The organism is Mesorhizobium monacense, assembly GCF_056781675.1.
In genome coordinates, this window is the sequence record NZ_JBXAYW010000001.1 from 66,222 (window position 1) to 91,913 (window position 25,692).

17 protein-coding genes and 3 pseudogenes are annotated in these 25,692 nt (G+C 60.8%); 7 read left to right on the plus strand and 13 right to left on the minus strand.

Going from position 1 to position 25,692, the window contains the following annotated elements:
* Positions 1-393 precede the first annotated feature (393 nt).
* Positions 394-687: a GYD domain-containing protein gene (locus AC1RUK_RS33355; protein ID WP_481840504.1), complete on the plus strand. Its 294-nt coding sequence runs from the start codon at positions 394-396 to the stop codon at positions 685-687.
* A gap of 289 nt (positions 688-976) precedes the next feature.
* Here AC1RUK_RS33355 and AC1RUK_RS33360 read toward each other — a convergent pair whose 3' ends face one another.
* The 4 genes and pseudogenes from AC1RUK_RS33360 to AC1RUK_RS33375 form a co-directional block, all read right to left on the minus strand.
* Positions 977-1,855, minus strand: a complete 879-nt coding sequence (locus AC1RUK_RS33360; protein ID WP_481840567.1) for an ATP-dependent DNA ligase — start codon at positions 1,853-1,855, stop codon at positions 977-979.
* Between the two features lie 240 nt (positions 1,856-2,095).
* Positions 2,096-2,833 (minus strand): annotated as a pseudogene (locus tag AC1RUK_RS33365) (tyrosine-type recombinase/integrase); the annotation flags it as partial.
* 491 nt (positions 2,834-3,324) lie between these two features.
* On the minus strand, positions 3,325-4,242 hold the full coding sequence (locus tag AC1RUK_RS33370; RefSeq protein WP_481840505.1) for an ABC transporter substrate-binding protein: 918 nt from the start codon (positions 4,240-4,242) through the stop codon (positions 3,325-3,327).
* Positions 4,243-4,435: 193 nt separating this feature from the next.
* Positions 4,436-7,300 (minus strand): MFS transporter, encoded by a 2,865-nt coding sequence (locus tag AC1RUK_RS33375; RefSeq protein WP_481840506.1) that lies wholly within the window; start codon positions 7,298-7,300, stop codon positions 4,436-4,438.
* Positions 7,301-7,398: 98 nt separating this feature from the next.
* Between AC1RUK_RS33375 and AC1RUK_RS33380 the strand changes: the two are divergent.
* Both AC1RUK_RS33380 and AC1RUK_RS33385 read left to right on the plus strand, forming a co-directional pair.
* Positions 7,399-7,494 (plus strand): annotated as a pseudogene (locus AC1RUK_RS33380) (hypothetical protein); the annotation flags it as partial.
* A gap of 170 nt (positions 7,495-7,664) precedes the next feature.
* Complete coding sequence (locus tag AC1RUK_RS33385; protein ID WP_481840507.1) at positions 7,665-8,672, plus strand: AI-2E family transporter; 1,008 nt, start codon at positions 7,665-7,667, stop codon at positions 8,670-8,672.
* A 504-nt stretch (positions 8,673-9,176) separates the two neighbouring features.
* On the opposite strand, the gene AC1RUK_RS33390 is transcribed toward AC1RUK_RS33385, so the two are convergent.
* The 4 genes from AC1RUK_RS33390 to AC1RUK_RS33405 all read right to left on the minus strand — a co-directional run bounded on the left by AC1RUK_RS33390 (position 9,177) and on the right by AC1RUK_RS33405 (position 14,988).
* A complete protein-coding gene (locus AC1RUK_RS33390; protein WP_481840508.1) occupies positions 9,177-10,934 on the minus strand; it encodes an adenylate/guanylate cyclase domain-containing protein in 1,758 nt (585 codons plus the stop codon).
* Between the two features lie 438 nt (positions 10,935-11,372).
* A complete protein-coding gene (locus tag AC1RUK_RS33395; RefSeq protein ID WP_481840509.1) occupies positions 11,373-13,139 on the minus strand; it encodes an adenylate/guanylate cyclase domain-containing protein in 1,767 nt (588 codons plus the stop codon).
* 354 nt (positions 13,140-13,493) lie between these two features.
* Positions 13,494-14,168, minus strand: coding sequence for an imm11 family protein (locus AC1RUK_RS33400; protein WP_481840510.1), 675 nt, complete (start codon positions 14,166-14,168; stop codon positions 13,494-13,496).
* Between the two features lie 52 nt (positions 14,169-14,220).
* Complete coding sequence (locus tag AC1RUK_RS33405; protein ID WP_481840511.1) at positions 14,221-14,988, minus strand: imm11 family protein; 768 nt, start codon at positions 14,986-14,988, stop codon at positions 14,221-14,223.
* A 424-nt stretch (positions 14,989-15,412) separates the two neighbouring features.
* Between AC1RUK_RS33405 and AC1RUK_RS33410 the strand changes: the two genes are divergently transcribed.
* Positions 15,413-17,134, plus strand: a complete 1,722-nt coding sequence (locus tag AC1RUK_RS33410) for an adenylate/guanylate cyclase domain-containing protein (RefSeq protein ID WP_481840512.1) — start codon at positions 15,413-15,415, stop codon at positions 17,132-17,134.
* 133 nt (positions 17,135-17,267) lie between these two features.
* Here AC1RUK_RS33410 and AC1RUK_RS33415 read toward each other — a convergent pair whose 3' ends face one another.
* Complete coding sequence (locus AC1RUK_RS33415) at positions 17,268-17,735, minus strand: tetratricopeptide repeat protein (protein ID WP_481840513.1); 468 nt, start codon at positions 17,733-17,735, stop codon at positions 17,268-17,270.
* Here AC1RUK_RS33415 and AC1RUK_RS33420 point away from each other — a divergent pair.
* A complete protein-coding gene (locus tag AC1RUK_RS33420; RefSeq protein ID WP_481840514.1) occupies positions 17,724-17,981 on the plus strand; it encodes a hypothetical protein in 258 nt (85 codons plus the stop codon). The two genes, AC1RUK_RS33415 and AC1RUK_RS33420, sit on opposite strands and share 12 nt — an antisense overlap.
* A 127-nt stretch (positions 17,982-18,108) precedes the next feature.
* On the opposite strand, the gene istB is transcribed toward AC1RUK_RS33420, so the two are convergent.
* The 3 genes and pseudogenes from istB to AC1RUK_RS33435 form a co-directional block, all read right to left on the minus strand.
* Complete coding sequence (istB, locus tag AC1RUK_RS33425; RefSeq protein ID WP_481840515.1) at positions 18,109-18,837, minus strand: IS21-like element helper ATPase IstB; 729 nt, start codon at positions 18,835-18,837, stop codon at positions 18,109-18,111.
* A pseudogene (gene istA / locus AC1RUK_RS33430) lies at positions 18,770-20,230 on the minus strand (IS21 family transposase). The gene istB and the pseudogene istA overlap by 68 nt, the downstream one beginning before the upstream one ends.
* A gap of 443 nt (positions 20,231-20,673) precedes the next feature.
* Positions 20,674-22,437 carry an adenylate/guanylate cyclase domain-containing protein gene (locus AC1RUK_RS33435; protein ID WP_481840516.1) on the minus strand — a complete coding sequence of 588 codons (1,764 nt, stop codon included), beginning with the start codon at positions 22,435-22,437 and terminating at the stop codon, positions 20,674-20,676.
* A 699-nt stretch (positions 22,438-23,136) separates the two neighbouring features.
* Here AC1RUK_RS33435 and AC1RUK_RS34475 point away from each other — a divergent pair.
* The gene (locus tag AC1RUK_RS34475; protein WP_488656675.1) at positions 23,137-23,349 is read left to right on the plus strand and encodes a Y4oE-related protein; all 213 of its coding nucleotides are present in this window, start codon (positions 23,137-23,139) and stop codon (positions 23,347-23,349) included.
* A gap of 172 nt (positions 23,350-23,521) precedes the next feature.
* Here AC1RUK_RS34475 and AC1RUK_RS33440 read toward each other — a convergent pair whose 3' ends face one another.
* Positions 23,522-24,499, minus strand: coding sequence for a LysR family transcriptional regulator (locus tag AC1RUK_RS33440; protein WP_481840416.1), 978 nt, complete (start codon positions 24,497-24,499; stop codon positions 23,522-23,524).
* A 140-nt stretch (positions 24,500-24,639) separates the two neighbouring features.
* Here AC1RUK_RS33440 and AC1RUK_RS33445 point away from each other — a divergent pair, with 140 nt between their 5' ends.
* Entirely contained in the window at positions 24,640-25,608 is a 969-nt protein-coding gene (locus AC1RUK_RS33445; RefSeq protein WP_481840517.1) for an MBL fold metallo-hydrolase, read from the plus strand.
* Positions 25,609-25,692 lie beyond the last annotated feature (84 nt).

The following is a 25,692-nucleotide window of genomic DNA, read 5'->3' on the forward strand; positions in this document are numbered from 1 at the left end:
TAGCAATAACGCAAGTAAAGGCCAGCGAGAGATCACTGCATCATTTGGTCAAGGTTAATTGCGATGCAGGAAAAAGCCGACATGGCATCGAGTTCACTGGCGTTTTATTAAATGGCCAATCAAATGGTATTTGCAGAGGCTAGCGGCTCGGCTTCGACGTGATCTCCTCGACCCGCACTTTGTCGCCGATCCCAATGATTGGCTTAATTGCGTGATTGCTAATATAAGCATAGTCTGATTGACGCGGGAGGAACCAAGCCCCACCGCAGTGGTGGTGCGGCCCTGCACCGCAAAAGGTTGCCACCGTGCCGATCACTCTCGTGTTGTCGTAGTTTCGGGAGACGGCGGACGCGCCGTGAGTGCCCGCCCGCTCCCTATTTTGGGAGGAAATCAATGGCTTATTACGTATTGCTGTCGAATTTCACAGATCAAGGTATCAAGAGCATAAAGGACACTCAGAAGCGTGCTGAGGCCTTCAAGGCGATGGCCAGCAAAAGCGGTATCAAGATTCACACCCTGTTGTGGACGCTTGGTCAATATGATGTCGTGGCGATTGCCGAAGCCGACGACGACATTGCTGCGACCGCACTTGCCCTATCAATCGCGTCGCTAGGCAACATCAGAACTCAGACATTGAGGGCGTTCGACACGGCAGATATGGCCAAGATAATGGCAAAGATGGCCTGACCGCCACTGTGCTGCAGGTGCGCGGGCGATCGAAGCCGGCTGCCGAGCGGAATGGCGGGGGGCTCTCTCTTTCCTCGAAGCGAAAACCCTGGGCGAGGCCGGGGTTTTTGTGGACGCCGCCCGACTGGGGAATGAAACTTTTAGCCCTCAAATTTCAAACTGAGCTTTTGGGCCAATTCGGCGACTGAGATGATATCGGCACCGGCAGTTTCCCCAATGTTGTTCGAAATCCAATGGTGCAGGAAGTTGGTGCACGCGTGCTCATCTCGCCATTAGGTGGCGACTGGCATTAAGTTCCTTCTTCCCGAAAATCCTGCAGCGAGGCATGGCGGAGGTCTTCCTCGCCCCGTGGATGCTTCACACGGCCGATTAGCCCTGGCTTGACCCATTGCGTCGCCGGCCTCTTCATGCCCTTCGGCGCCGTGCCTGCATGCTCCTGGACGCGCTCCCAGAGGAGTTCTCGCATCTCCCGGTTTAAGGTGATGAAGGCCGAGCCGACATAGCGGCCTGTACCCCGCTCGGCCATCAGAGCGAATGCTGGTTTGCCAGCCTCGCGCTCGACGCCAAGCAGCTCGTATTCATCGATGCTGTAAGCTTTCGTCTTTAGCCATGCCGTCGAGTTGCCGCTCCGGTATTTGCTGTCCTTGCGCTTCGAAACCATGCCTTCGAGGCCGGCTTGGTCGATCAGATGGAAAACGGCCTTGGCATCGCCGGGCAGCGCCTGGCTGAACTGGATGCGACCGCCGTCCGGGATCATATCGGCCAGGATCTCGCGGCGGTCCTCCAGCGGCATGTCGCGCAGATCATGCCCGTTGAGGTGCTGGACGTCGAAGACGACGAAATAGAGGTCGTGCTGGCGCTGGGTGATGGCCTTTCGCAACTCGCCGAAGTCAGACAAGCCGGCATCGTTGAGCACGATGATCTCGCCGTCGATGATGGCGCTTTCCACCTCGAGCTCGCTGGCCGCCTTGGCCAGATCGCGATACTTCGACGTCCAGTCGAGGCCGCGGCGGGTAAAGATGCGCACGCCCTCGGCATCCCTGACGATCTGCGATCGGTAGCCATCAAGTTTGACTTCGTGAATCCAGCCATCGCCCTCGGGAGCCTGTAGCGTTGATTCCGACGGGATTGGTGTGCGTGACGACCGGCGCCACGGCAACGTGCACATAACATCCCGTTGACCGGCGCCGGCGTGGCGCGATCGTACGAGCAACTTGGCCATGCCGGGTCATGAGGCGTTCTCCCGGTTCGGCGCTCTTGAGGCAGGCGGTCCACGAGGCTGGCACCACCGTTCGAACCTCTCGATGACGAGGCGACAGCCGAATAATACCGAGCCATAAACCCGTAGGGCTCGGCCCAGGTCTTTGAACTCCAACGAGTATCAAGCGATCTCCAACGGAGAGCTCGGAATAATCTGGGCCTCGGAATTATGGCGCAGCGTGTGCGGTCCGACCCGCTTGGCGATGTTCGCGGCTGCGCCGCCTCGACGACGATGCGATGGAGCTGGCGGGTGCTGATCGGCTTCATCGGATGCTGTCCCGGGAACAGCCAGCCATCGCGATGCATCACGCCCTGCTGGCGCCCGACCTTCCACCGCTGGCGCAACAGCGCGAGCAGGTCCGTCGACAGCATGGCATTGCGGTATCTCCCGCCCTTGCCGCGCTCGACGCGAAGCAACATGCGCTCGCTGTCGACGTCGGCGACCTTCAGTGTCGAGACCTCGGCGACGCGCAAGCCCGCGCCATAGGCGACGGACAGCGCGGCCTGGTGCTTAAGGCAGGTGGTGGCGTTGAGGAGACGGGCAACCTCGTCGCGGCTCAGGACCACGGGCAGCTTGCGCGGATGCGCCAACCGGACGAGCTTGCGTGCAGATCAGGGCGGTCGACCGTCTGGGTGAAGAAGAAGCGCAGCGCCGACACGATGCTGTTCATGGTCGGCACGGGAACGCCGTCGTCCTGCTGTCCGACCTGGAACCGGCGCAGATCGTCCGCTGTCGCCGTGTCCGGTGGTCGGCCAAGGAAGGTCGCGAACCGCCCGACATCGCGGAGGTAATTGCGCTGCGTCTCCTGGCTGAACCGGCGCGGGGTCATGTCGTCGATCAGCCGCGCAGCGGACTGATCGGAGCATCGAGAATAGAATGGGGCATGGTCAGGCTACTTGTTGAAGAAGCCCGTGATGCTCTGCCGCTGCCGAACCACGCTCAATGCGGGCGCGACGACCGGTTCGTGATCTCTACCTCACCGCGCGCGCCATCCCGCGCAGCGGGTTCGTTCGTCGGCCAAAGGCTGCCTGCAATGCGCCTCATGCCGGTCGTTTCAGGTGCCCTTGCCACTGCCTGAAGCAGACTGTCGCTCGACAGCGAGGTTGGAGGTCGAGGTTGCGCCATTTCCGGACGTGCGCGAGCGCTAGCGCGAAGGCTTATCCCTTCTGTTCTAACTTCTGCCTCGCTCGGTTCTGTTGATGGTTTCCTGTAACATAGCTTACGGCAACGCCAAAGTAACAGGCAGCGACGATGCCCATGGGCTAGCCACGCGGCATAGCTCATGATGGAAACTCTCCAGCCTGGCACCTCAAGTAGCGCCAGAAGTAGGCGTCCCAATCCCGTGTCCCGTGGTGCTGTTCGTATGCCCCCGGGGGTCAATTGTTCACCGCCTCGGCCACTTGGAGAAAGGCAAACGGCGGATAGCGCCCCAGCTTCTTGGCGACCTCCATGTTCACGACATAGGCGAAGTCGGTTGCCCGCACGATCGGAAGGTCGCCGGGGGTCGCCCCGTCGCGCAGGATCTTGAGCGCCTGCTCCGCGGCGAGACGGCCGACATCTTCCAGCCGGGCCGCAATGGAAAGCATCGCGTGGTGCTCGCGCACCAGCGGCTCGTATGGGCTCACAACGGCGATGCCGTTGTCGACGGCCGTCTTCGTGAACAACTCGCCATTGGCGTTCAGGAACGAGCTCGATCCGACGTAAAGCCAGCGGACGCCTTGCTCGCGCAACTCGGCCATGCGCTCCGCAATGCGGGCGACGTCCGGCACGCCTTCATTGCCGGGGTCGATTTCGAGCGCGACAAGCTCGATGCCGAGCGTCGGCGCAACTTTCTTGAGTTCTTCCGCCGTGAGCGCCGAATTGCGTTCGTTCGAGTTGAAGAGCAGGCCGAGCTTGTTGAACGTCGGATCGTACTGGCGGACGATCTCGATGTTGATCGCTTCCGGCACCCGGTTGAAGGTTCCAGCGACATTGGCGCGTCCGCTGCCTTCGAAGCCCTTGGCGATGTGCGTGCCGAAGGGGTCGGCGACTTTCACGAAGACGACGGGAATCTCGGTGAGAAATGAAGGGTTGTCCCCATCGTCCAGCGTGCCGATGACGCCAAGCGTCCCGTTCGTGCCGTAGGTGAGCACCAGATCGGCTGGCATCGCCCGGGCCTGGGCAATTGCAGTGGGGATGCGCGACTTGTCCTGAGCCAGGTCGACGATCGTGACGTCCGCGGCGAAGCCACTCTTTGCGATCCCCGCCTTGAACCCTTCGCAGACGTTTTCGCACCCTTCGTAGAAGATGCCCAAGATCTGCTTCCTGTCTGCCGTATGGGCCAGAGAGGTCAGCACAACACATACGGCCAATGTCAGCAGTCCGCGAGCAATCGATCTCACGACGATTCCCCCATGATGCGCCCCGAGGCGCCAGCCGCCAGTTTAACGCCGTCAGGTCCTGACCGGCAAACCAATTCACTGCCAGCTAAATTACTTCCGACTAATTCTATGCGCCGGCTACCGGGCCCCGCGCCGCTCGCTTGCCCAACACCGACAGCCCGAACAGCATGGCGCCACCAAGCGCGAGCGTCGCCACGGTGGCCGTCGCCACGGCGTAGCCATAGAGGCCCGCGACAGCTGCGACCATCAGGAGCCCGGCGATGCTGGCGAACCGCTCGACCGTTCGCAATGCACCCAGAACCGCATCGGCCCCCAGATGCTTCAACTCCGTTTCAGCAATCGACATTGAGAGCGAAACTTGCGCTCCCCGAACCATACCGCTGCCAATTCCTGAGCCCAGCACCGCAAGGAAGATGGCTATCTGGCTCGGCCAGACGGCGGCCGTCAGGAGCGAGATGCCGCAGAGAATTCCCCCGGACAAGGCTACGGCCGTGACCGGAATCCCCCGCTCCGCCGCGCGCCCCGCAAGCGGGCCGACCAGGGCGATCGCGAGGAAGTAGACCATCAACGTGCGTCCGATATCCGCCGGCGAGGCACCAAGGGAATCGAGCGTCAAAGCCACGAGGTAGGAAATGAAGGCCTGCAGGCAGATGTTGCCGGGGATGGCGATGCCGAACACCAGCGCGGCGAAATGCCAGTTGCGCAACGAGGCAAGCAGCGGCGGTCGAGTTGCCTTGGCGCGCGGCCCATCATTCCGGCTCGCGGTATCGGCGACCAGCGAGAAGATCAGAAGCGCGGAGATCAGGACAAAGGTGGCGCTGAGCAGAAACACATTGGCCTTGCCCAGCCTGTCTGCCAGCACCCCGCCCAGCGCCGTGCCGCAGAATATTCCCCCGAACAATACCGTCGAGAACATTCCGAGCGACCGGTCTCGCTCGTCGCGCGGCGTGTTGTCGATGACGTAATCCTGGCAGGCGAGCGTCACGAAGGCGTAGCCCACCCCAAGGATTGTGCGGGATGCCACGATCTCGGGCACGCTGGTGGCCCAATAGAGCCAAAGATGGGCGGCGATTGTTGGCGCCGCCGCCAGGATCAGCAGTCTTCGCGGTCCGAGCCATCGGGCAAGCGGCCGTGCAAACGGCGACACCAGCACGATTGCGAGCAAGTATCCGGCAAGCGGCAGGCTGATCAGCACGCTCTCGGAAAGCCACGGAAAGGGATTGTGTGCCGCCCTCGTGTAAAGCGGCATGAAAGAAAGCGGCAGCTCGTCAGCGGCCGCGAACAGAAACAGCGCCAGCCGCAGATCGGTGAAATAGGAAAAGCGCAGGGTCGCCGGTCCATTCAGCGAAAGACCGTAGCGCGCCTGCAATGTGGCGAGCCTGGCTCCCCTCGCTTCCGAACCATCGACGCCTTGCCATGCCGTGGCGAACTGTGCACTGAGGCCTTCGGTGCGCTCGACCAGGATCTGGGCGGCGCGGTCGATAGCGGTGCGGGCGCCCACCACCACCCGCTTGGAGAAGTCTCCGGCCGCCTGCATCGCCGCCAGCCGCTGCAGCCGGTCGAGAGCGGCAGTCAGTGAGCGGCTGCTCATCAGCACCATGATCTCGAAGGCGATCAGCACGGCCACCACCACGACGACGCCCATATCAAGAAAGACGTCGAGGAACTTCTTGGAGATGAAGGCGGGGTCGACATCGATCACCACGTAGGCGATCTCCTCGCCATTGTGCATGATCGGATGACTGCGCACGCCTTTGCGTTCGCGCGGCGGAGCGAGGTAAGGGTCTATCCGTTCGCCGACTTCCAGCACCACCCGACCTGTCGCCACGGCAACGTATGCGATCTCGGGCAATTGCTTGAGCATATCGGCGAAAAACCCCTCGGCGTTGACGAGACCATCCAGCGGCACGCCCGTCGCCAGTGCGCGCTGGACGTCTTCGCCAACGACCGTGGCAATCAGGTTTGTGCGGGCCGACATCTCAGGTTCAATGGAGCGATTGACATTGCCCAGGGTGATGACGCCCAAAATCAGGGCGGAACTCACCATCAGCACCGCCGCCAGCGGGGCCAGGCGCGATGCGATCTGCCGGGCGAGCGAGCGCAAGGGGTTGGCCGCAATCTCGGTCTCGGCAGTAGGCCCGGTGGCAACGAGCGTGTCGTTGCGCTCAGGGCGCCTGTCCTCTGCAACCGGTGATGCGAAGGCGCCGAGTTCCCGGCTGGCCTCGTCATACTGCTGTCTCGCGTCTGAAAGGTTTGCGCCGAGTTGCCGGATCTGGGGGCCAAAAAGGTCGCGCCAGAACGCGCCGGGGCCACTGGATCTCAAGTTGCTGTCGGTGCCTATCTCCGCATCGGGCTCGCCACGGACGACATTCTCCAGGCGGGCAAGTCGACGCTGCGGGGTTCTAAGAAGCAGGTTCAATAGAAGATAGGATATCGCCGAGAACGCGGCCCAGATCAGCAGGGCGGTGCGGACAACTTTTCTCACTATTGCCTGTGAAGCCGCTTCGAGCCGGTCTTTCGGGTAGGCGACAACCACGGCGCCGCTGGTGGCGCCATCACGGCCCACCACGTTGAACCCGCTGTAGATTTGCGTGGCTGTCTCTGTGCTCCATTTGACGCTCCTCGACAACTGCATCGCTTGCAGCACCTCGTGCGGAACCTCCTTTGGCCGTGACGCATCGGTGGTGTAGAGGATGATTCCCGACGGGTTGAGCGCGTGGACTGCCTTGACCTGGTCGTCGATCTCCAGCGCCCGCGCGACGATGGCGTCGCCGTTGCGGATCATGGAGAGCGGCAGGCCAAGGTCGATGATCGGTTTGAACGACGTTGCGGTCGTCTGGGCAATGACGGAAATTCGCTGCCTTAGAAGGTCGGAAAGCACGGCATTGTGCTGGAGAACCGAAAGGAGACCCACGACGGCTTGCAGCAGGGCTATGACCGCCGAGAAGGTTATCCAGCTTCGAAGAAGCATGCGGCCCCCTCCCACACAGCGGCGCGCGGCAACATTACGTTGAGCGGGTGGGCTTCGCCAGTGGGCCATCCCAGATCGAGGTCGATTTCGAGCACGAGGTGCGAGAGATGCGCCGCAATGTCTTTGTGCCCGAACATCCCTTCGGGACCATCAAGGCAAGAATGGGCGCGACCCACTTCCTGATGAAGCGCCTATTCGACCCTGATGGACCGTGTCACATGGATCAAAGTATGGACGACAACCATCCGGAAGGAAATGTTGGCGGTTAGCTTCACACACGTATTGAGCGCGTGTCCGCTTGCGCATCACCGGGTATCAAATTAATTGAAACCGGAGAGGATTTGGCTGCCTCTGCAGGTGAAAAGTGCTGACTTTCCCAGGGTTCTATCTCGCGTCGTGCCTGCTCGCGCTTGTTGCGCTCGTCGCCGTTCTCGAGCTCGGCCTGCTTCCGGCACTGCTTTCGGGCCTTCTCGTGTTCAACCTTGTTCATTTCGCCGCACCGATGCTCCATCGAATCGGGGTCTCCAGCAGCCTGACGAAAAGCCTTGCGCTGACCTTGGTGGCATTGATTTTCACGCTCCTGATAGCCGCCGCTATCTTTAGCGGCGTGTCGCAATTGACTGGCGGTTCGGAGAACGTCGTGACGCTCCTCAAGAAGATGGCCGAGATCATCGATACCGCGCGCGTCCATCTCCCAACCTGGGCGGTGGACTATTTTCCGTCGAACATCGAGGAACTGGAAGTCTTCGCTGCCCGATGGCTCCGCGAACATGCCGGCCAGCTTCAACTCGTCGGTCGGGATGTCGGCGTCCTGGTGGTCCACATTATCGTCGGCATGGTGATCGGCGGCTTGATCGCGGTGAGTTCGGCGGCTCCATCAGGCGAGCCCGGCCCACTGGCGGACGCGCTGGCGGATCGTGTCAACATATTGAGCAAGGCCTTTCGCAACATCGTGTTCTCGCAAATCCGGATTTCGGCGTTGAATACGTTTCTGACGTCGATCTATCTCGTCGCTGTTCTGCCGTCCTTCGGCATCGATCTGCCATTCATCAGGACGATGATAGCGCTGACTTTCGTCGCCGGCCTTCTGCCGGTCATCGGCAATCTGATCTCCAACACGGTGATCGTGGTTGTCAGCCTCAGCATCTCCTTCCTAGCAGCGCTCGGCTCGCTTGCCTTTCTCATCGTCATTCACAAGCTCGAATACTTCGTAAACGCCAAGATCATCGGTTCGCGTATCAATGCGCGTGCCTGGGAGCTTCTTCTGGCGATGGTTTTCATGGAGGCGTGGTTCGGTGTGCCGGGTCTTGTCGCCGCGCCGATCTATTATGCCTATCTGAAGGATGAACTGACGATGCGCGGGCTGATCTAGGGCTAGAGCAGCTGGCGATTTGACACGCAAGCAAGTGGGAAACCGCGCACCCTTGACTAGCGTGACATAGGGTCCATTTTTGATCGAGCGGATTGCCTCGTTCTCTAGCCTGCGGTGTGCTGAATGTCGAAGGGCCTCTTTGTCCTGACGCTGGCGGCTATGTGCATGACATCGCTGCCGGAGCATGCCGCGCGCGATACAGAGCTTTGAGCTTGAGCCACGAGTACCGTTCCCTAAATGATCTTCTGCGACTTCGATGGTCGGCTGAGCGCCGCCATGAGCGGTCACTCCGTAGCGAGCCCCGGATTTGACCGCAATGGGGCCGAGAGAGGACTGGCAGCTTCAAGACTCGAATCGTCAGAAGCGGACATTCAGCCTCTTGGGGGCATCGACGTGATCGACCCGAAGCCGACAGCGCCCCTGGCTCTTCCCGCATTGCTCTCGATCGCGCAATTGCACCTTACGCGCCTATCCCGATTGTCGGATCAGAATTGAAGCCAGTTGCTAGTCGGGCAATCCTGCCAAGCGCATGCATTCGATGAGGTCGTCAGCCATCTTGGGGTCAACAAACATTGGATTCTTCCGCAGGGCACGCAGCGAGTAGCGCGGAATCAGGCGGAGCAGCTCGTCCACGTAATGCTTGGCTTCCTTGGGGCGACCTTGACGAGCATAGGAACACGCCAATGTCACTAGCGCGCCGAACAGAGCGGGGTCTTGTTGAAGCCCCTTCTTCGAAACGTCGATCGCTTTTTCATAATCGCCGAGGAAGAAATAAGCGTGTCCCATCGCGTCATATAGCCAGGTTCCGCGAGAATCGCGTGGGTTGCCGCGTTCCGCCCTTTGGCAAGCAGCCAAGCCACCTTCCAAATCGCCACGAAACACCAGGGCATACCCCAAGACCGCGTAGGCCTCGGCATAGTTCGAATTGAGCTCTATCGCCCGTTGGGCCACCCTGATGGCCTGCTCTGCCTCTCCGGTCACCGCCAGCACGAACGCCAGAGACTGATTGGCCTGCGGGTTTGTTGGCGCCAGGTGAACCGCCTTCTCCGCCCAGCGCCGGGCCTCTTCGAAGGCCAGGCGCGCCGGACGAATCCATCCGCGCAACCCGATGTGCACGTGGCATTGACCAAGCAGGGCGTGAGCATTGGCGAAATCGGGGTCGATCTCGATCGCTCTTCTGAGATCGGCAATCGCCGCATCCACATCCTGCTTCGTCATCCTGTGATAGGTGGCGATCGCCCGCAAATAGTGGTCCCATGCACCGAGATCGTCCGGCCGTTTTCCTCGCGCCCGCTCGATCTCAGCCAACGTGATTTCGGGTCCGACTACCGACGCGATGCTGGCCACGATGTCGTCCTGCAACTCGAAGAGATCATCCATCTTGCGGTCGTATCGCTGTGCCCATACATGGCGATCTGACTCCGCATCGATCAACTGAGCGTTGATTCGCACGCGGTCACCGGCCCGGCGCACACTGCCTTCGAGAATATACCGGACCCCGAGCTCCCGCCCAATCTTCTTCACGTCAACGGCCTTGCCCTTATAGGTAAAGGCGGAGTTGCGCGCGATAACAAACAACCATTCGAAACGCGAAAGTGCCGTCGTCAGATCTTCGGATATGCCATCCGAGAAATACTCTTGGGCATGATCATCGGACATGTTGTCGAACGGCAGGACGGCGATCGACGGTTTGGCCGGCAAGGGAATAGGGCCAGCCGGTTGGCTCGACACGCTCGCCGCAACCACTCGATACGTCCGTACGGGATCTGCGATATTTCTTACCTGGTGAGTTCCGAAGTCCTGGAACCCGGCGTCGAGTTTGCCTTTTACCTGGTCGAAGGCCATGCCGGAGATACAGATGCCGCCTGGGTCAGCCAGCTTTTCAAGTCGCGCCGCGACGTTGACGCCATCGCCATAGATGTCTTCGCCGTCGATGATGATATCGCCTACGTTCACACCAATCCGAAAGGAGATCGACGCGCTATCGGGCATTGCGAGATTTCGTTCGGCAACGCGGCGCTGAATGCAGACTGCACAGTCCACCGCATCGACCGCACTGGCGAACTCAATTAATGCTCCATCGCCCATGAGCTTCACCAGACGCCCTCGATACTCGGTGAGGATCGGGCTTATCAAGTTGCGGCGCAGTTCCTTGAGCGCACTCAGTGTTCCTGTCTCGTCCGCTCCCATGAGGCGGCTGTAGCCCACGACGTCAGCCGACATTATAGCAGCAAGACGCCGCTGAACGCGTTGCTTCGTCATTCCCTTCCGCCTCTGGCTAACGTGGTCGCAAGTGTATCGCCCACTGCCTTGGTGTGTCTACGAAGGCCTCGTTTCCCCAAATTCGACAGGCCACCGCGCCATGCGGCGACTGGCGCGGATCCGTCAATCGGGCATGGTCCCGCCGTGGAAGAACGAGCGCGAGATGATCGCTGAGATCGCTCATCGTAACCGGCGCCATGTCTGGAACTGCTTGCCCAAACAGGTACATGCCGGGTGCCTCGACTACGCCGCCGTCGTGACGTGTCCGGCCTTTGCGACGATTTTAGAGAACGGCAGGTTTGACAAATGCCATGGCGCCTCTCGAATGTCCGAGAATGGGCGCAAAGCTGCCGTCTAAGTCGCAGAACATCATTTATGGAAGAGTTCGGAGCGCCGAATGCGCAGTTGCGTGGGTATTTTACCGCCGCCGAAATGCGCCTAATCTGGCAAGCCCGCCAGACGCCAGCCATCAACAAATGGCTGCGCAGCAGTCATACTCCTAAAGGGCAAGTTCGACATGAAATCAGCGATTTCCCAGTCTGGATTCCCAGCAAGAAATAGGCGGGCTTCCTCCTGCGCCTCGGAAACGCGGCCGGCAAGCGCAAGCGCGGGCACCAGGACCTCCCTCGAACCCGTCCCGTAGGTTTCGTCCCGGCTCAAGGTCGCAACAGATTCTACGTATTGACCGGAGAAAATCTGCGCCATTCCCAGGATCCAGAAATACCAACCGGGTGGACGAGGATTTAAACGGAGCGCCTCTGCACAAGCTGTCAGTGCCGCTTGCGAATTGCCTAAGTAGATTTGAAGCTCACCCATCCATGCAACCGCATCTGCATTGTTGGGATTTAGCCGAACGGCAGTATCGAATTGGAATTTTGCTTCATCCCAATTGCGCTCATAAAGCTGCACGCAGCCCAGGATCGTGCGAGCGTGGGAATCGCTGGGGTCGATCTCCACGGCTCGTTGCGCGTGCATCAGAGCCTTTGCGCGGCCGGGTTCCTGTGGCTCTCCCCAGAACATCCAGCCAAATAACAGTGAGATGGCAAGATTGCTGTGCGCTTCGCAGTAGTTTGGATCGATGTGAATGGCACGTTCCAAATCAGCGCACGCCTCACTGTTGTCTGATCTGGAAATGTCGCATTTGCCTCGCGACCTAACACAAAGATCATAGGCTTCTAGATTTGACGGTCGGGAACGGGCAACAAGTTTCTTTTCACCAAGCTTGCCAGAAATCGCTTCAACAACGCGTCGCGTGACCTCGTCCTGAACGTCGAAGATGTCGGCGATTTCGCGGTCGAAGCGCTCGGCCCACACGTGATTGCCGCCTTCTGCCGCATTGATAAGCTGCACATTGACGCGCAACCGCTTGTTGGATCGCCGGGCGCTGCCCTCGAGAACATATTTGACGCCCAGATCGCGAGCGATCTGACGGACGTCGGTGGGCTTGCCTTTATAGGCAAAGGTGGAGTTGCGGGCGATGACGAAGAAGCCGGACACATTCGACAGATCGGTGATGATGTCCTCCGTCAGCCCGTCGGTGAAGAATTCCTGTTCGGAATCGCCACTCATGTTGATGAAGGGCAGCACAGCAATCGAAGGCTTATCGGGCGGTGCGAGCGGCTGCGAAAGCTTCTCCAGCACAAGGGGCTCAGCTGGTGCCGCGGGCTTGGCCTTGGCGGGAACGTCGACCTGTAGCGAATAAACCCGGACCGGCTCGGCGATGTTCTTGAGCTGAACCTCACCGCGATCGTTGATCGCGATATCGAGCCTTGACTTAACCTGCCAATAGGCCTGCTCGGAAAGACAGATATTGCCGGGTTCGCAGATGCCTTCGAGGCGTGCGGCGATGTTGACGCCATCGCCCATCAGGTCGCCATCGCGTTCTTGCACGACGTCGCCCAGGTGAACGCCGATCCGGAACTCGATGCGGCGATCATCCGGCACCCCAGCATTGCGCTCAAGCATGGCGTTCTGCACTTCGATCGCGCATCGCACTGCTTCTACCACGCTGCTGAACTCGACGAGGCTCCCGTCGCCTGTGCGCTTAACGACGCGACCACGATGAACGGCGATCGTGGGGTCGATGAGATCGCTGCGCAGCGCCCGCAGCCGTGCCAAAATGCGATCCTCATCCGCGCCGGCTAGCCGGCTGTAGCCGACCACGTCCGAGACCAGGATCGCTGCTATTTTGCGGGTCTCACTCATTTCGTGCTCCCGCCGTCCAGTCTGGCACTACTGCCGAGCCAAAGAAAGATAGCTCCGAGCCATTGGTCGCATGGTCCGCGCGAGACAAATGTCGGGCGCACAACTTGCCTGTGGTCTGTCCGTTAGCGATGTCCGCTTGGACGGGGCCGTGGGAATGATTGTCATGCGGCGCAAAGCTGCAGTCTAAGTCGTGTAATATCGTTTATGGAAGTCTGAGCGACGAATGCGCAGAGCAAAGTCGCATAAGACGCAGTCTGGAACTCAAAGCTTACATCCAGTCAGGGTCGGCCTCGCAAGTCGTTGATCGACCGTCCCAACGGTGGAAAGCGGACACTGAGATTTTCGCCCAATAGATTAACTTAGCTCTCCAGCCTCCCCGAGTTCATAACCCGTTAGTTCCGCAGCCCTCGCCGCATCTGCGAACTGCTGGGAGACGAAGGGGCCGCCCGAGTCGATGTGCTTGTCGCGCCAGACGCACGCGCCTCCAACTCGTGCGGCGCTGAACACTAGCTTCGGCGGCGCGTTGATGTCCGCGCCGGGAGGAAGACGGTTTGGAGCGATGCGCGCAACGTCCTGGGCCGACCGCCAGAAATTCCCGATTGGCGAATCCAGAAGCACGTAATTGCTTCGCTCACGATCGACGCCGTCGATGCGATTGCCGATCACCCACCAGAAGCGGTTGTCGAGTGGCTTTTTTGCCTTGAGCATCTCGAACGGAACGAACTGATGGATGCCGGGCTCAAGCGCCTCGATGAGATCGCCGGCGCGCTTCGACACGTGCAGCACGCCGTTCTGGCCAATGCAGAAGTTGCCGACAGTCGCCGGATCCGACGAACGACCGCGCCATTCCACCTTTGTCGGGAAGTGTTCGGTGTGGCATTGGCGGCCCGCGAACACGCCTTGGAAGTGTACGCCTCCGTCCGGCATTTGGTCGATCGCCCTGATCTTGTTCATGTCGCCATCGAGCGGCACCTGGTTGGGCAGATATGGCAGGAGCGACCTTGTACTGAGGAAATAAATGAGACTCATACGACGAACCTGACCAGCGCGTGCATGTCCGCAGGGGATGGAAGCGAGGCGCTCATGCGCCTTGCGACAGTCGATTCATGACTTCTGGCGAGGGCACCCATTGTTCCAACGTCCTTTGCTCATCGACGACGCCCATTGGTACAAGGACAACTCCTTTGGGGAAAACGTCGCCGAGATCATCCATCAGAGCTTTCGACATGATGATCCCCACCTTGGCGTCATGATCGACTGCTACACCCTCGACGACCGGAGCGGCCAGATAGGCAAATCGGTCTGACTGCAGCCAAGGCGGCGTGCCAAAGACCGGGTTCCCCTTTTCGTTCCTTGTGTACTCGATACCGTTCGCCTCAAGCGCTAGCACGGTCTGAACATGATCACGCAGCACGTAGAAGACGTAGAGGCGGCGAGAACCTTCCGGGGTGGCGACGTCCATCGGAATGAACAGGTGTTTCCGGGGCTGAAGATTCTCAATCGCATCGCGAACACGCTCGCTTACAACGTCGATATGGCCGGTACCCCACTCAGGGAGGGTCTTGGGTGCGGATGAGGGCAGGACAGCCTGGATTGGCTGACGGAAGATGTCGAGTAGTTGGCGATCGGGACCAAAAAGGAATGGGTCGACGCGATGCGCCACTCGAACGAGATCAGCATGAGCCATCCGCCGGCCAAGATCACGATTAGCCAGCTGCAGGCGACGAAAAAGCGGCTTCTTGAAATATTGATAGTCGACGACGCGAGCCCGGTAGAAAACCTGCCCCTGATAATCAGGCGGAACGGTCCCCGAGATAAACGGCGCCCGGCGCGAGTGTAGATCAGCCATGCAGATATTCTTCCACGCGTCGCTAATGTCCGCAATGGGTCGCGTTCCTGACATTCAGTCAGCCAACGAGATACTGAAAAGGCCGCTTCTGACCTCAAGCAGATTTTCACAGGTGAAGGCGCGCATGACTGCTTTGCGCCTCATGTCCGCCGTAAGGGGTCAGTTTGCGACTTCCTGAAAGCAGACGTTCGGCTTGGGTGGCATTATGGCCCGAAATGACCCAAAGAAGCCATCTCCCTGCCACGGTCATCCTGTCGTGACAATCCCGAACCCGCGATCGTTTCTCAGCCCGCCGCTGCAGCGAGCGGAATTGCGCAATATGTGTTAGTGGAACGCGCAGGAATGCGGTATCGCCGCGGTGCCACATTTCCTAGCAAAGAAACTCCCGTTAACGACAGTTTGAGGGGCGTCAAAGGCGCGATCCGTGGAACGCAAGTTGGCCGCCATTTTGGCCTTGGACGTTGTCGGCTACTCCGCCCTTATGGAAGCCGATGAAGCGGGTACCTTTGATCGTCTGAAACGTGGTCGGAATGAGTTGTTCGAGCCCGAGGTCGAGAAGCGACACGGGCGGATCTTCAAGCTCATGGGAGATGGCATCCTTGTGGAGTTTGGCAGCGTTGTCGATGCGGTCGAATGCGCCGTCGCGCTTCAGCGCGGAATGGCTGAACGTAACGCGAGCGTCGCCAAGGAGCAGCGTTTCGAAGTCCGCGTCGGAATCAACCTCGGAGAAGTAATCGTTGAAGGAGACGATCGCTACGGCGAGGGCGTGAACGTTGCGTCGCGCCTCCAACAACTCGCAGAACCGGGCGGCATTTGCGTTTCGGAGAAGGTGTCCAAGGAGGTCGAGAAAAAACTGGCGTTTCGGTTCGAACCCATGGGCGAGCAGAGGTTGAAAAATATCGCCGAGCCAATCTCCTGCTATCGCGTGAATTTGCAGCTCCCGAGATCTACGAAGCACAATCGATCAACTCCGCCGGAATTGCCCGATCGAGCGGCGCTCGCCGTCTTACCGTTCGCCAATATGAGCAGCGATCCGGAACAGGATTTTTTCGCCGAGGGCTTGGCTGAAGATCTAATCACCGACCTGTCCAAAGTTCCTGGCCTTCTGGTGATCTCCCGCAACTCATCATTCGCCTACAAGGGAAAGTCGGTCGACGTCCGATTAATCGCGAAAGATCTCGGCGTCCGCTACATCATCGAGGGGAGCGTGCGGAGGGCGGCGGCGCGTGTCCGAATCAATGCGCAGCTTATCGATGCGAGCGCGAATACGCATCTATGGGCAGACCGCTTCGATAGCGAACTGTCCGACGTCTTCACTCTGCAGGACGAAGTGGTTGGCAAGATCGTTAGCGCCCTTGCCGTCGCGCTTCCTTTGGTGCCCCCGGCGTCTCGGCGAAGGGCGTCGAATCTCGAAGCTTATGAGCTTTTCGCGCGCGGGCGCGCTTTGGTGATCAAGTCGCCGGAGGCAAACAAAACCGCACTTCAGTTGCTCGAAAGAGCGGTTCAGCTCGACCCGGGCTTTGCGGAGGCACATGCTTGGCTTGCAATGTCACACGTCTTTGGCTCAATCAACTGGGGCGAGACTGAAGATCACCTTCTATCGGGTCGTGCGGAGGCTGAGCGGGCTGTCTCCCTTGATCCAAACAACGCCGGCGCGCATTCCATTCTGGGGTATATCTTAAACTACGACTTCCGGCCGGATGAGGCGGCAGCTGAATTTGCGACAGCACTAAGGATCGACCCCAATCATGCCGACGCTTGGATCTTTCTTGGTGAGTCGAAGGCGCAGCAGGGTAACGCGGTCGAAGCAATCGAGTGCATTCAAAATGCCTTCCGTTTGGACCCTTATCCGCCCGGCCGATGCTACTGGGTACGTGGATACATAGAGTATGCAGCCCGTCGATACGAGCATGCGGTCGATACTCTTCGGCATGAAGCAACCTACCGGACAGGATCGAGGCGGATTTTGGCCGCCGCCCTTGCGCAGCTAGGCCGCATCGGTGAGGCCCAGGAGGAAGCACGGCAATTCCTCGCGGCCAATCCGTATTTTTCGACGTGGCAATGGGCAAGCACACAGCCGTTCCGCCTCGAGGCGGACCGCCAGCATTTCGTTGATGGTTACCTAATGGCGGGCTTACCTGACTGACGTTCACATGGCCTCGCGCCAATCTTGGCGCGAAGCTGACGTTCGCGAAGGTCGACTTCTGACCCCAAGGCGGACTTTCCGCGCTGTAGTTACCTCACTCGCCACTGTTGGGCGCGCCAGCAGCGCACGAGAGTCATTCAGGCAGTCCGGCCTTTCGTAATGCCCGAACGAACGCGTCCTGGCGCACGAAGCTCATCCTCGCGAAAGCGCCAATCGTGAAGGCTGGGGCAATTTCCAACAGCCGCGCCGCCGCCGCGCGGACCGTGTCGATGTGGCCGAGCTTGACGTGGCTGGCCACGGGATAAGCATGCATCACGCTGAAGCCGGGATTGCACTGGATTGCCTTGGTCGAATAGGTGACCGCTTCCTCGAAACGCTCGGTGAACAGATAGACGGACGCCAGCGCCCGGTATGGATGATAGTTCATCGGATCGAACGGGCTGAGCCGCAGCGCCTTCAGAGCGTGTTCAACTGCTGGCTCATGGTGCTCGCTGAAGGCGTGCATCATGGAACTGAACCTGAGGGCGAGGGCCGAATTGCCGTTCATTTCCAGCGCCCGATCGAGCACGGCGATCGCGCTCTCGTAGTCATGGGTAATCATCGCGTCGACGAACGCCCCGATGCTGAGAGCCTGCGGATCGTCCGTGCCGTTTCTAAGTGCGATGTGGGCGTGTTTGAGGGCGGCGGTTCTGTCCTCGGGGTAGAATCCACTACGAAAGAAGCGCTGTTGGTGGCACCAGGCCGCATAGGCGTGCGCGGCGGCGTAGTTCGGGTCGAGCAGCAGCGCCTCGCCGAGGAGGCGCAGCGCAGCGTCGCTGTCGGCATGTCAAACGGCTTCCAAAACTGACCCTCGATCGGCATCCAATTTTGACCCCCTTATGTAATGCGCGGCGGTCAGCGTTCGCCCGGGCGGAGCTGGTCAGGGTTGCGCAGCCCGGGCGAACGCGGATGGCGCTTGGCAGCTTGATGGGTGATCAGGCGCGGTTCTTGAAGCGCCAGGATTCGTTTCCGGTCTCGATGATCTCGCAATGATGGGTGAGACGGTCGAGCAGCGCTGTCGTCATCTTGGCGTCGCCGAAGACGGCGGGCCATTCTCCGAACGCCAGGTTGGTGGTGACGATGATCGAGGTCCGTTCATAGAGCCTGCTGATCAGGTGGAAGAGCAATTGCCCGCCGGCCTGGGCAAAGGGCAGATAGCCGAGTTCATCGAGCACGACGAAGTCGAGCCGGGTGAGGTAGTCGGTGATACGGCCCTGCTTGCCGCCGCGGTGCTCGGTCTCGAGCCGGTTGACGAGATCGACGACGTTGAAGAAGCGGCCACGTGAGCCGTTGCGGATCAGGGCGCGGGCAATGGCGATTGCCAGATGCGACTTGCCGGTTCCGGTGCCGCCGATGAGCCCGGCGTTGCGCTGGTCGGCGACGAAGGTGCCGTTGGCAAGGTCCCGGACCAGCACCTCATTGACCGGCGTGCCGTCGAAGTCGAACTCATCGATGTCCTTGGCGATCGGCAGCTTGGCGACGGTGAGCTGGTATTTGATGGAGCGGGCCTGCTTCTCGGCGATCTCGGCCGATAGCAGATCGCCGACGATCCTCGGCGGCTCGTGCTGGCGCTTGATGCCTGTCGCCATGACCTCGTCATAGGCGCCCCGCATCCCGTAGAGCTTCAGCGTGCCCATCAGTTCCAGAACCTGCGTGCGTTCCATCAGCTTGCCCTCCTGAGGCTGTCGTAGCGGGCGCAGTCGGCTTGCGGTTCGTGCTGCAGGCGAAGAGCGTCCGGGGTGAGAATGGTGACTGCCGGCGCCGGATCGCGCTGCCGCGCCAGGATGTTGATGATGACGGCGGATGAGCAGACATTCTGATCGAGCGCGTCCTGGCAGGCAGCCTCCACGGCATCGATGCCGTCGGTCAACACCGTGGCCAGGATTGACACCATCTGCCGATCGCCGTCATGCGCCGCCTTCAATTTGCGTCGGATACGCTCCATCGCTGGTGGCAGAGCCCAGTCCCGGAATGGCGCGCCATTGCGCAGTGCACCGGGCTTGCGGGCAAGTACAGGGACGTAATGCCAGGGATCGTAGACCGTCTCGTTCCGCCCGAAGGAGCGGGCATGTTCGGCGACGACCACGCCGTCCTGGCGGATGACGATCCTGTCGGCATAGGCATGGATCTCAACCGGGCGGCCGACGGCCGTCGACAGGACCGAGTATTTGTTGGTGTCGAAGCGAACCGTGCAGGTCTTCGACACCGAGGCCGGCACCGTGTGGAATCCGTCGAAGGGGCCTCGATACTCGACCAGTTTGCCGCGCTCTTCCTCGAACACGTTCCAGATCGTTCGTTCCGGTTGCTCGACGTGACGGTGCGCCTTGGCGTAGGCGACGCACTTGTCCTGCAGCCAGGCGTTCAGCTCCTCATAGGTCTTGAAGCGCAGCCTGGGCGTGAAGAAGCGCTCGCGCACCAGCCCGACCTGGTTCTCGACCTGACCCTTCTCCCAGCCCGACGCTGGCGTGCAGGCGACCGGCTGCACCAGATAATGGCTACACATCTGCAGGAGGCGGCGATTGTATTGGCGGTCCTTGCCAACAAAGATCGTTTCCACCGCCGTCTTCATATTGTCGTAGATGCCGCGCGTGCAGGCGCCGCCGAAGAAGGCAAAGGCCCTGTCATGGGCGTCGAACACCATCTCCTGCGTCTCGCGCGGATAGGCCCTGACGAACATCATGCGGCTATGGCAGAGCCGGACATGGGCGACCTTCACGGTCACCGTCACGCCGTTGATCAGGACGATCTCGTGGCTCCAGTCGAACTGGTAGGCCTCGCCCGGCGCGAAGAACAGCGGCACATAGGCGTCCGCCGTCGCCGACCCCTGCGCCTTCGCCCAGCTCTTCGCGTAGCGGCGGACGGCGTCACAGCCACCCTCGTAGCCGAGACTGCAAAGCTCTTCGTAAATCCGGATCAGTGTCAGTTGCTCGCGCGCCGCCTTGCCACGGTTGCCACGGTGTTCCGCGACACATGCAGTTCGCGGCAAATCCGCTTGAGCGACCAACCTTGCACATGGAATGCGCGCCGAACTCGGGCAATCGTATCCACCGACTTCATCCCCACACCATCCGCTCGCCACGACGAGCGGATGGTCGCAAATCAAAGCATCAGGGGGGTCAAAATTGGACGCCAATTCCCCGGCTTATGGGGTCAATTTTGCACGCCGGTTCACAGCACGGGCCTTGGTGTCGTGAACTCGGGAAATCGGGACTGCTTCCATGGGGGCATTTTCGACCTGAGGCGGGGCCAATGCAACGGCGCTGGCAGGCCGCGTCCGCTAACCACCATGGGCGGCCATACGTACAGGCGTCATTGAACGACCGGGACGACGGGCCGAAAGCGGAATTGCGGCTTCGGGGCTCGGAAGGTCAGGAGCGGACCTTCAAGCGTCCTACCTGCATCGGCGTGAAATGACCCTACGCGGACATTCGTGTCGAAGCTGGGAAGGGCCCCGACAAACCGGCCTGACCGACAAATTCGGTGCGCCTGCCGGCGCGCGCCTATTGCTCCGGCACCCCGGCGGCGCGCAGCGAGGCGATGTCGGCGGCCAGTTGCTCGACATCCCGGCGGAACTGCGTTTTCACAAAAGATGTGACCGTGAAGGTCGGCCGCAAGGCAATGATCTGCGCTGCTGTTTCGCAGGCTTCGTCGATAAACCCGGCCTGCTCCTGGATCATCACGATGTCGGCGAGCCCCAAGCCCGGTTCGCGTGCGTGATAGGACCGAAACGCCGCTATCGCCTCATCGGAACGACCGGCGAGCCGGTAGGCATTGCCCAGCACGCCGAAATACCAGGCGTGATGGTGTGGGCTCAGCGCGATGGCCTGCTCGATCTGGCCGATCGCTTCGGCCGCGTGACCGCACGATGCCAACACAAAGCCACCAAAAGCAAGCGCATCGGGCAGGTTGGGGCCAAGCTTGGCCGCCTTGCGCGCAGCGGTCGCCGCCTCGTCGAATCGCGATTTCATGAGCAGGATGCCACTCATGCTCCGATAAGCGTCGGGATTCTCGGGATCGATTGCCAACGCTCGCTCGAGATAGGCATCCGCCTTGCTCAGTGCTGTCGCGCGGCTCTCGCCGGACCAACCGTGGCGCGCGTCAGCGAAATGCACAGCGCTGAGCATCGCATTGAGCACCGCCGACTCGGGATCGAGGGCGAGTGCTTTCTCCCAGCAGCGGCGGACTTGGAGATGAGAATCGGTGGTATTCGGACGGCGACCATGGTTCAGGCCCTCTATCCAGAGGCTCCACGCTTGGACATTCGTTGTTGTCGTGTAACGCAGGCGCGCCTGCTCGCCGTCGGTCAGCCTGACCTGCATCTCGGTCGCGAGCATCAGCGTGATTTCGTCCTGCACCGCGAAGATGTCGTCGACGCTGCGGTCGAAGCGGTCCGCCCAGACATGAACACCGGTCGAGGCCTCGATCAATTGCGCCGTGATGCGGATACGGCTGCCGGCCTTGCGGACGCTGCCCTCGAGCACGAACCGTACACCGAGCTCGCGGGCGACCTGGCGCACGTCGATGGCGCGGCCCTTGTAGACGAAGCTCGAGTGGCGCGCGATGACCGACAGGCCGGCGAGCTTCGAAAGCGTGGTGAGGATGTCTTCCACGAGCCCGTCGGCGAAGAACTCCTGCTCCGGGTCGTTGCTCATGATCGAGAACGGCAGCACGGCGATGGACGGTTTGTCAGTGCCGAGCAGCCTGCCTGAACTGAACGCGGGTCTGGCAGGCAGTTCGCCCTTGCCGCACTCCCACCGCCAGACGTGCATCGGCCGATCGATGTTCTTGAGCTTGACGCTGCCGGCGTCAGCGAACGTGACGCCGACCTTGCCGCAAACCTGAGCGTGGACAACATCCGACGCGAGGATGCCGCCATGCGGCGCCTGGGCCTCGAGCCGGGCCGCGATGTTGACGCCGTCCCCGAATATGTCGTCCCCTTCGATGACGATCTCGCCGAGATTGATGCCGATGCGAAACTCGACCGGGCGCGCGGCCGCCATATTGCACTCGCCCATTGCCCGCTGGATCGCCACCGCGCATTCGACTGCGTCGACGACGCTGCCGAACTCGACCAGTGCCCCGTCGCCCATCATTTTGACGATGCGTCCATGCCGAGCCGCGACGGCGGGGGTGAAAGTCTCGTCCCAGATCTGTCGCAATGCTGCGATCGTGCCGGCCTCGTCGGCTCCCATCATGCTGGTGTAGCCGGCAACGTCCGCGGCAAGGATCGCGGCAAGCCGGCGTGTGATCGGCGGTTCAGCCATGTCGACCTCGCAGGCAAGGCCTGCGCGAGCAGTCTACTGCAAATGATCCGCAATTCCGACCAATTTCGCGACGATCAACAATTCGCGTCGCCACTGATGCCGCGCGGAGATATCGCGACCTGACCTCTCCGGACGAGCAGACCCGCCTAGTGTTCTGATCGACAAATCAGTTACTCCTCGCGGCTTTGAGCAGTGGGCGGGAATGGCGAAGGGCCGAGCGGAAGCGATTGTACTGGAAGCCGCGGAGAAGAGTGAATTGGGTAGTGTAGGTCGGCTGTTGGCGCGATACGACCTCCAGCGTGGTCAACTGCAATGTCTGCTTCCGGGCGGAGACAAAGTTCGCCTCTATGGCCGATATGCGGCGCTAAGCGGCCATTCGCAACGCGGACAATGAAGGTGACCGATGGGTCACGGTTTGCCCTTGAAGTTCCCCGGAGCGCGATTTTGATAAGCGTCGGAAATGCTCTTTATGCCGATCGACTGATGCCCAGTCGCCTCATCTCTCAATAAACTGCCGAGCGGCCAAGACCCAATTGCTTTGCAGCTTCAGCTGGCGACACTTGGGCGTTGATCAGTTTGATCGCGGCCTCGACCTTTGTACATCGGCCTCCATCACGATTGACGTGACTTCTCGAGATGCAGGGTGACGCAGGACCGCCCAAGCATTAGCTTTTCCTGGGTAGGTTTGAGGAGGTCAACGTGAGAATTCACGGCAGCGTAATTAGAGGATGGGAGTTCTTGGCTGAGGATGAGGCGATTGATGCTGCGATCGACCAATACGGCAAAGACCGGACGACGTCGGTTGCGTATTGTGCGTTCGAGACGCTTGGCGATCGAGGTGGACCCGAGCATCGGTTTTGGTTCGACTTGTTTCTAAAGCTTGCAAAATCGGATCACGTAGGTTGGGCGTAGGACCCAGCCTCAGTTCTCCGCGTTCCCTTGCTCCCCACAAACCAAACAGTCTGCTTGCCATGTGGGAATCCCAGCGCCCCATTTGGTGCTGCCCGGGCGTTCGCGAAAGTGCTCGAGTAATCAGTACCGCGGGGTGCCGTCGTTGGTAGTGACGCGATGCTGCGCGTTAAGGTCAAGCGGCACTTCGGGGTAGATCGGTGAGGCTAAAGCCTCTCGCTTGCGTCGCCACTAAGCCAGGGCCCGCGTCACTGATGAGCGCACCCATCGCGGCGAGGTGCTCGGTGAAGCCATCAACGAACCGCCTGACCTTCAATGGAATGAAGCGGTTCGACGGATAGACCGCATGTACGTGGTGCGGTGCGTAGTGCCAATCTGGTAGCACATACTCGAGCTGCTCTTGGGCGACGAGCGGGTCGAGTATCACCTTGTGCCCGAGGCCGATGCCGAGCCCAGACAGCAGTGCCTGCTGGTTAAGGAGCGAATTGTTGGAGCACATGGCCGGCCGGATCCGCACGTCGGCCTTTTCGCCGCCTGGGCCGGTGAGCGGCACAATCTCCCGCGTCGTGATGTGGGCGTAAAGCAGGTAGTCATGCTCGGCAAGATCCTCTGGGCGCCGCGGCCGGCCCATCCGGTCGAGATAGTCCGGCGTTGCCGCGAGACGTCGCTCCATCACACCCAACTTGCGCACGATCAGCCGATCGTCATCGATGGTCCCCATGCGGATCACAACGTCGAGCCTCTCCGCGATCACGTCGACGAAACTGTCTGTCAGCGCCACGTCGAGTATCAGTTCCGGATAGGTGCGCTTGAACTCGATCAGGTAGTTGCCGAGCACACCGGCGCCGAAGCTGGCCGGCGCGCCGACCGCAAGACGTCCGCACATCTTTGATTCGAGGCAGCCGACGCTGCGGTCCGCCTCATCGATGCGCTCGATGATATCGCGGGCACGCTCCAGATAGCGGCGGCCGGCTTCTGTCGGAGAAACATACCGGGTCGTACGGTCAAAGAGCCGGACGCCGAGGCGCTTTTCCAGTGCGCGGATCTGCTGGCTGACGGCCGGCTGGCTCAAGCCCAGTTCGCGTGCCGCTGCCGAGAAGCTGCCGGTCTCGGAGGCGCGTATGAAGCTGGTCAGCTCGGTTAGGCGGTCCATGATGCAACTCCCTGTCGTGATTGATAAGCAAAAGTAATAGCCGATATAAGAAGCCGGCAAGTTCAAAAAGCTGAACCTACGAAGTAGACCCGTCTTGCTCTGTCCCGGAGCCTCTACGATCCCCAACCGGAGATGTTGCCATGACGCTTTCCCGCCGCAATTTTCTCGCCAGTGCCGGCCTGGCCGGCGGCGCCCTTCTAGCCGGCGCCTCCGTTCCGGCACTGGCCCGCGCGCCGCTGGCTAATGCTCCCACCGTCGGCGCGCTGCGCCGGAAGGTGGGTTCGATCGAGGTCACGGCGCTGCTGGACGGCTATATCGACATCAAATCGGAGCTTTTCATCGGGCTCGTCGACGCCGAAGCGGAGCGCCTGGCGGAGGCCAGCTTTAACAAGCCCGGACCGCGCCGCACCCCGGTCAATGCCTATCTCGTCAATCTCGGCGACCGGCTGGTACTCATCGACGCCGGTATGTCGGAAAGCAAGGGGCCGGCGCTCGGCCGTCTTCCCGCGGCTTTGCAGGCTGCCGGCGTTGCTCCCGACCAGGTTGACACCTTGCTGATCACCCACATGCATCCCGACCATATCAACGGCGTGCTGACCTCCGCCGGAGAGGCGCTATTTCCCAATGCCGAGCTCGTCGTCACCGCCGCCGACTACGCCTTCTGGCACGACGACGCGAACATGAACCAGGCGCCGGACGAGGCGAAGCCGTTCTTCATCGGGGCACGCAAGGCTGCCGCCGCTTATGCGGACCGCATGCGGCAAGTGGACGGTGAGCGCGAGGCGGTCGGCTCGATCCGCACCGTGCCGTTGCCCGGCCACACGCCCGGCCATGCCGGCTTCATCGTCGAATCGGACGGCGAGGCGCTGTTCATCTGGGGCGATGTCGTGCATATGGCGACCTATCAGTTCGCCCGCCCGGACTGGAGCATTGCGTTCGATGTCGATTCCAAACTGGCCGCCGAAACGCGCAAGCGGACGCTCGACCGGGTCGCTGCCGACCGGATGCTGATCGCCGGGATGCATTTGCCATTCCCCGGTTTCGGACATGTCGCGCGCGACGGCCAAGCCTATCGCTTCGTGCCGGCCGAATGGGTCTATGAACTGTAGCGGCAGAAGTCAGCGCTTGAAGCGACGCGTGTGTGTCAAAGCGTGAGATGCGAGCCCACCAGCAAATTAGAAATGCGACAGTCA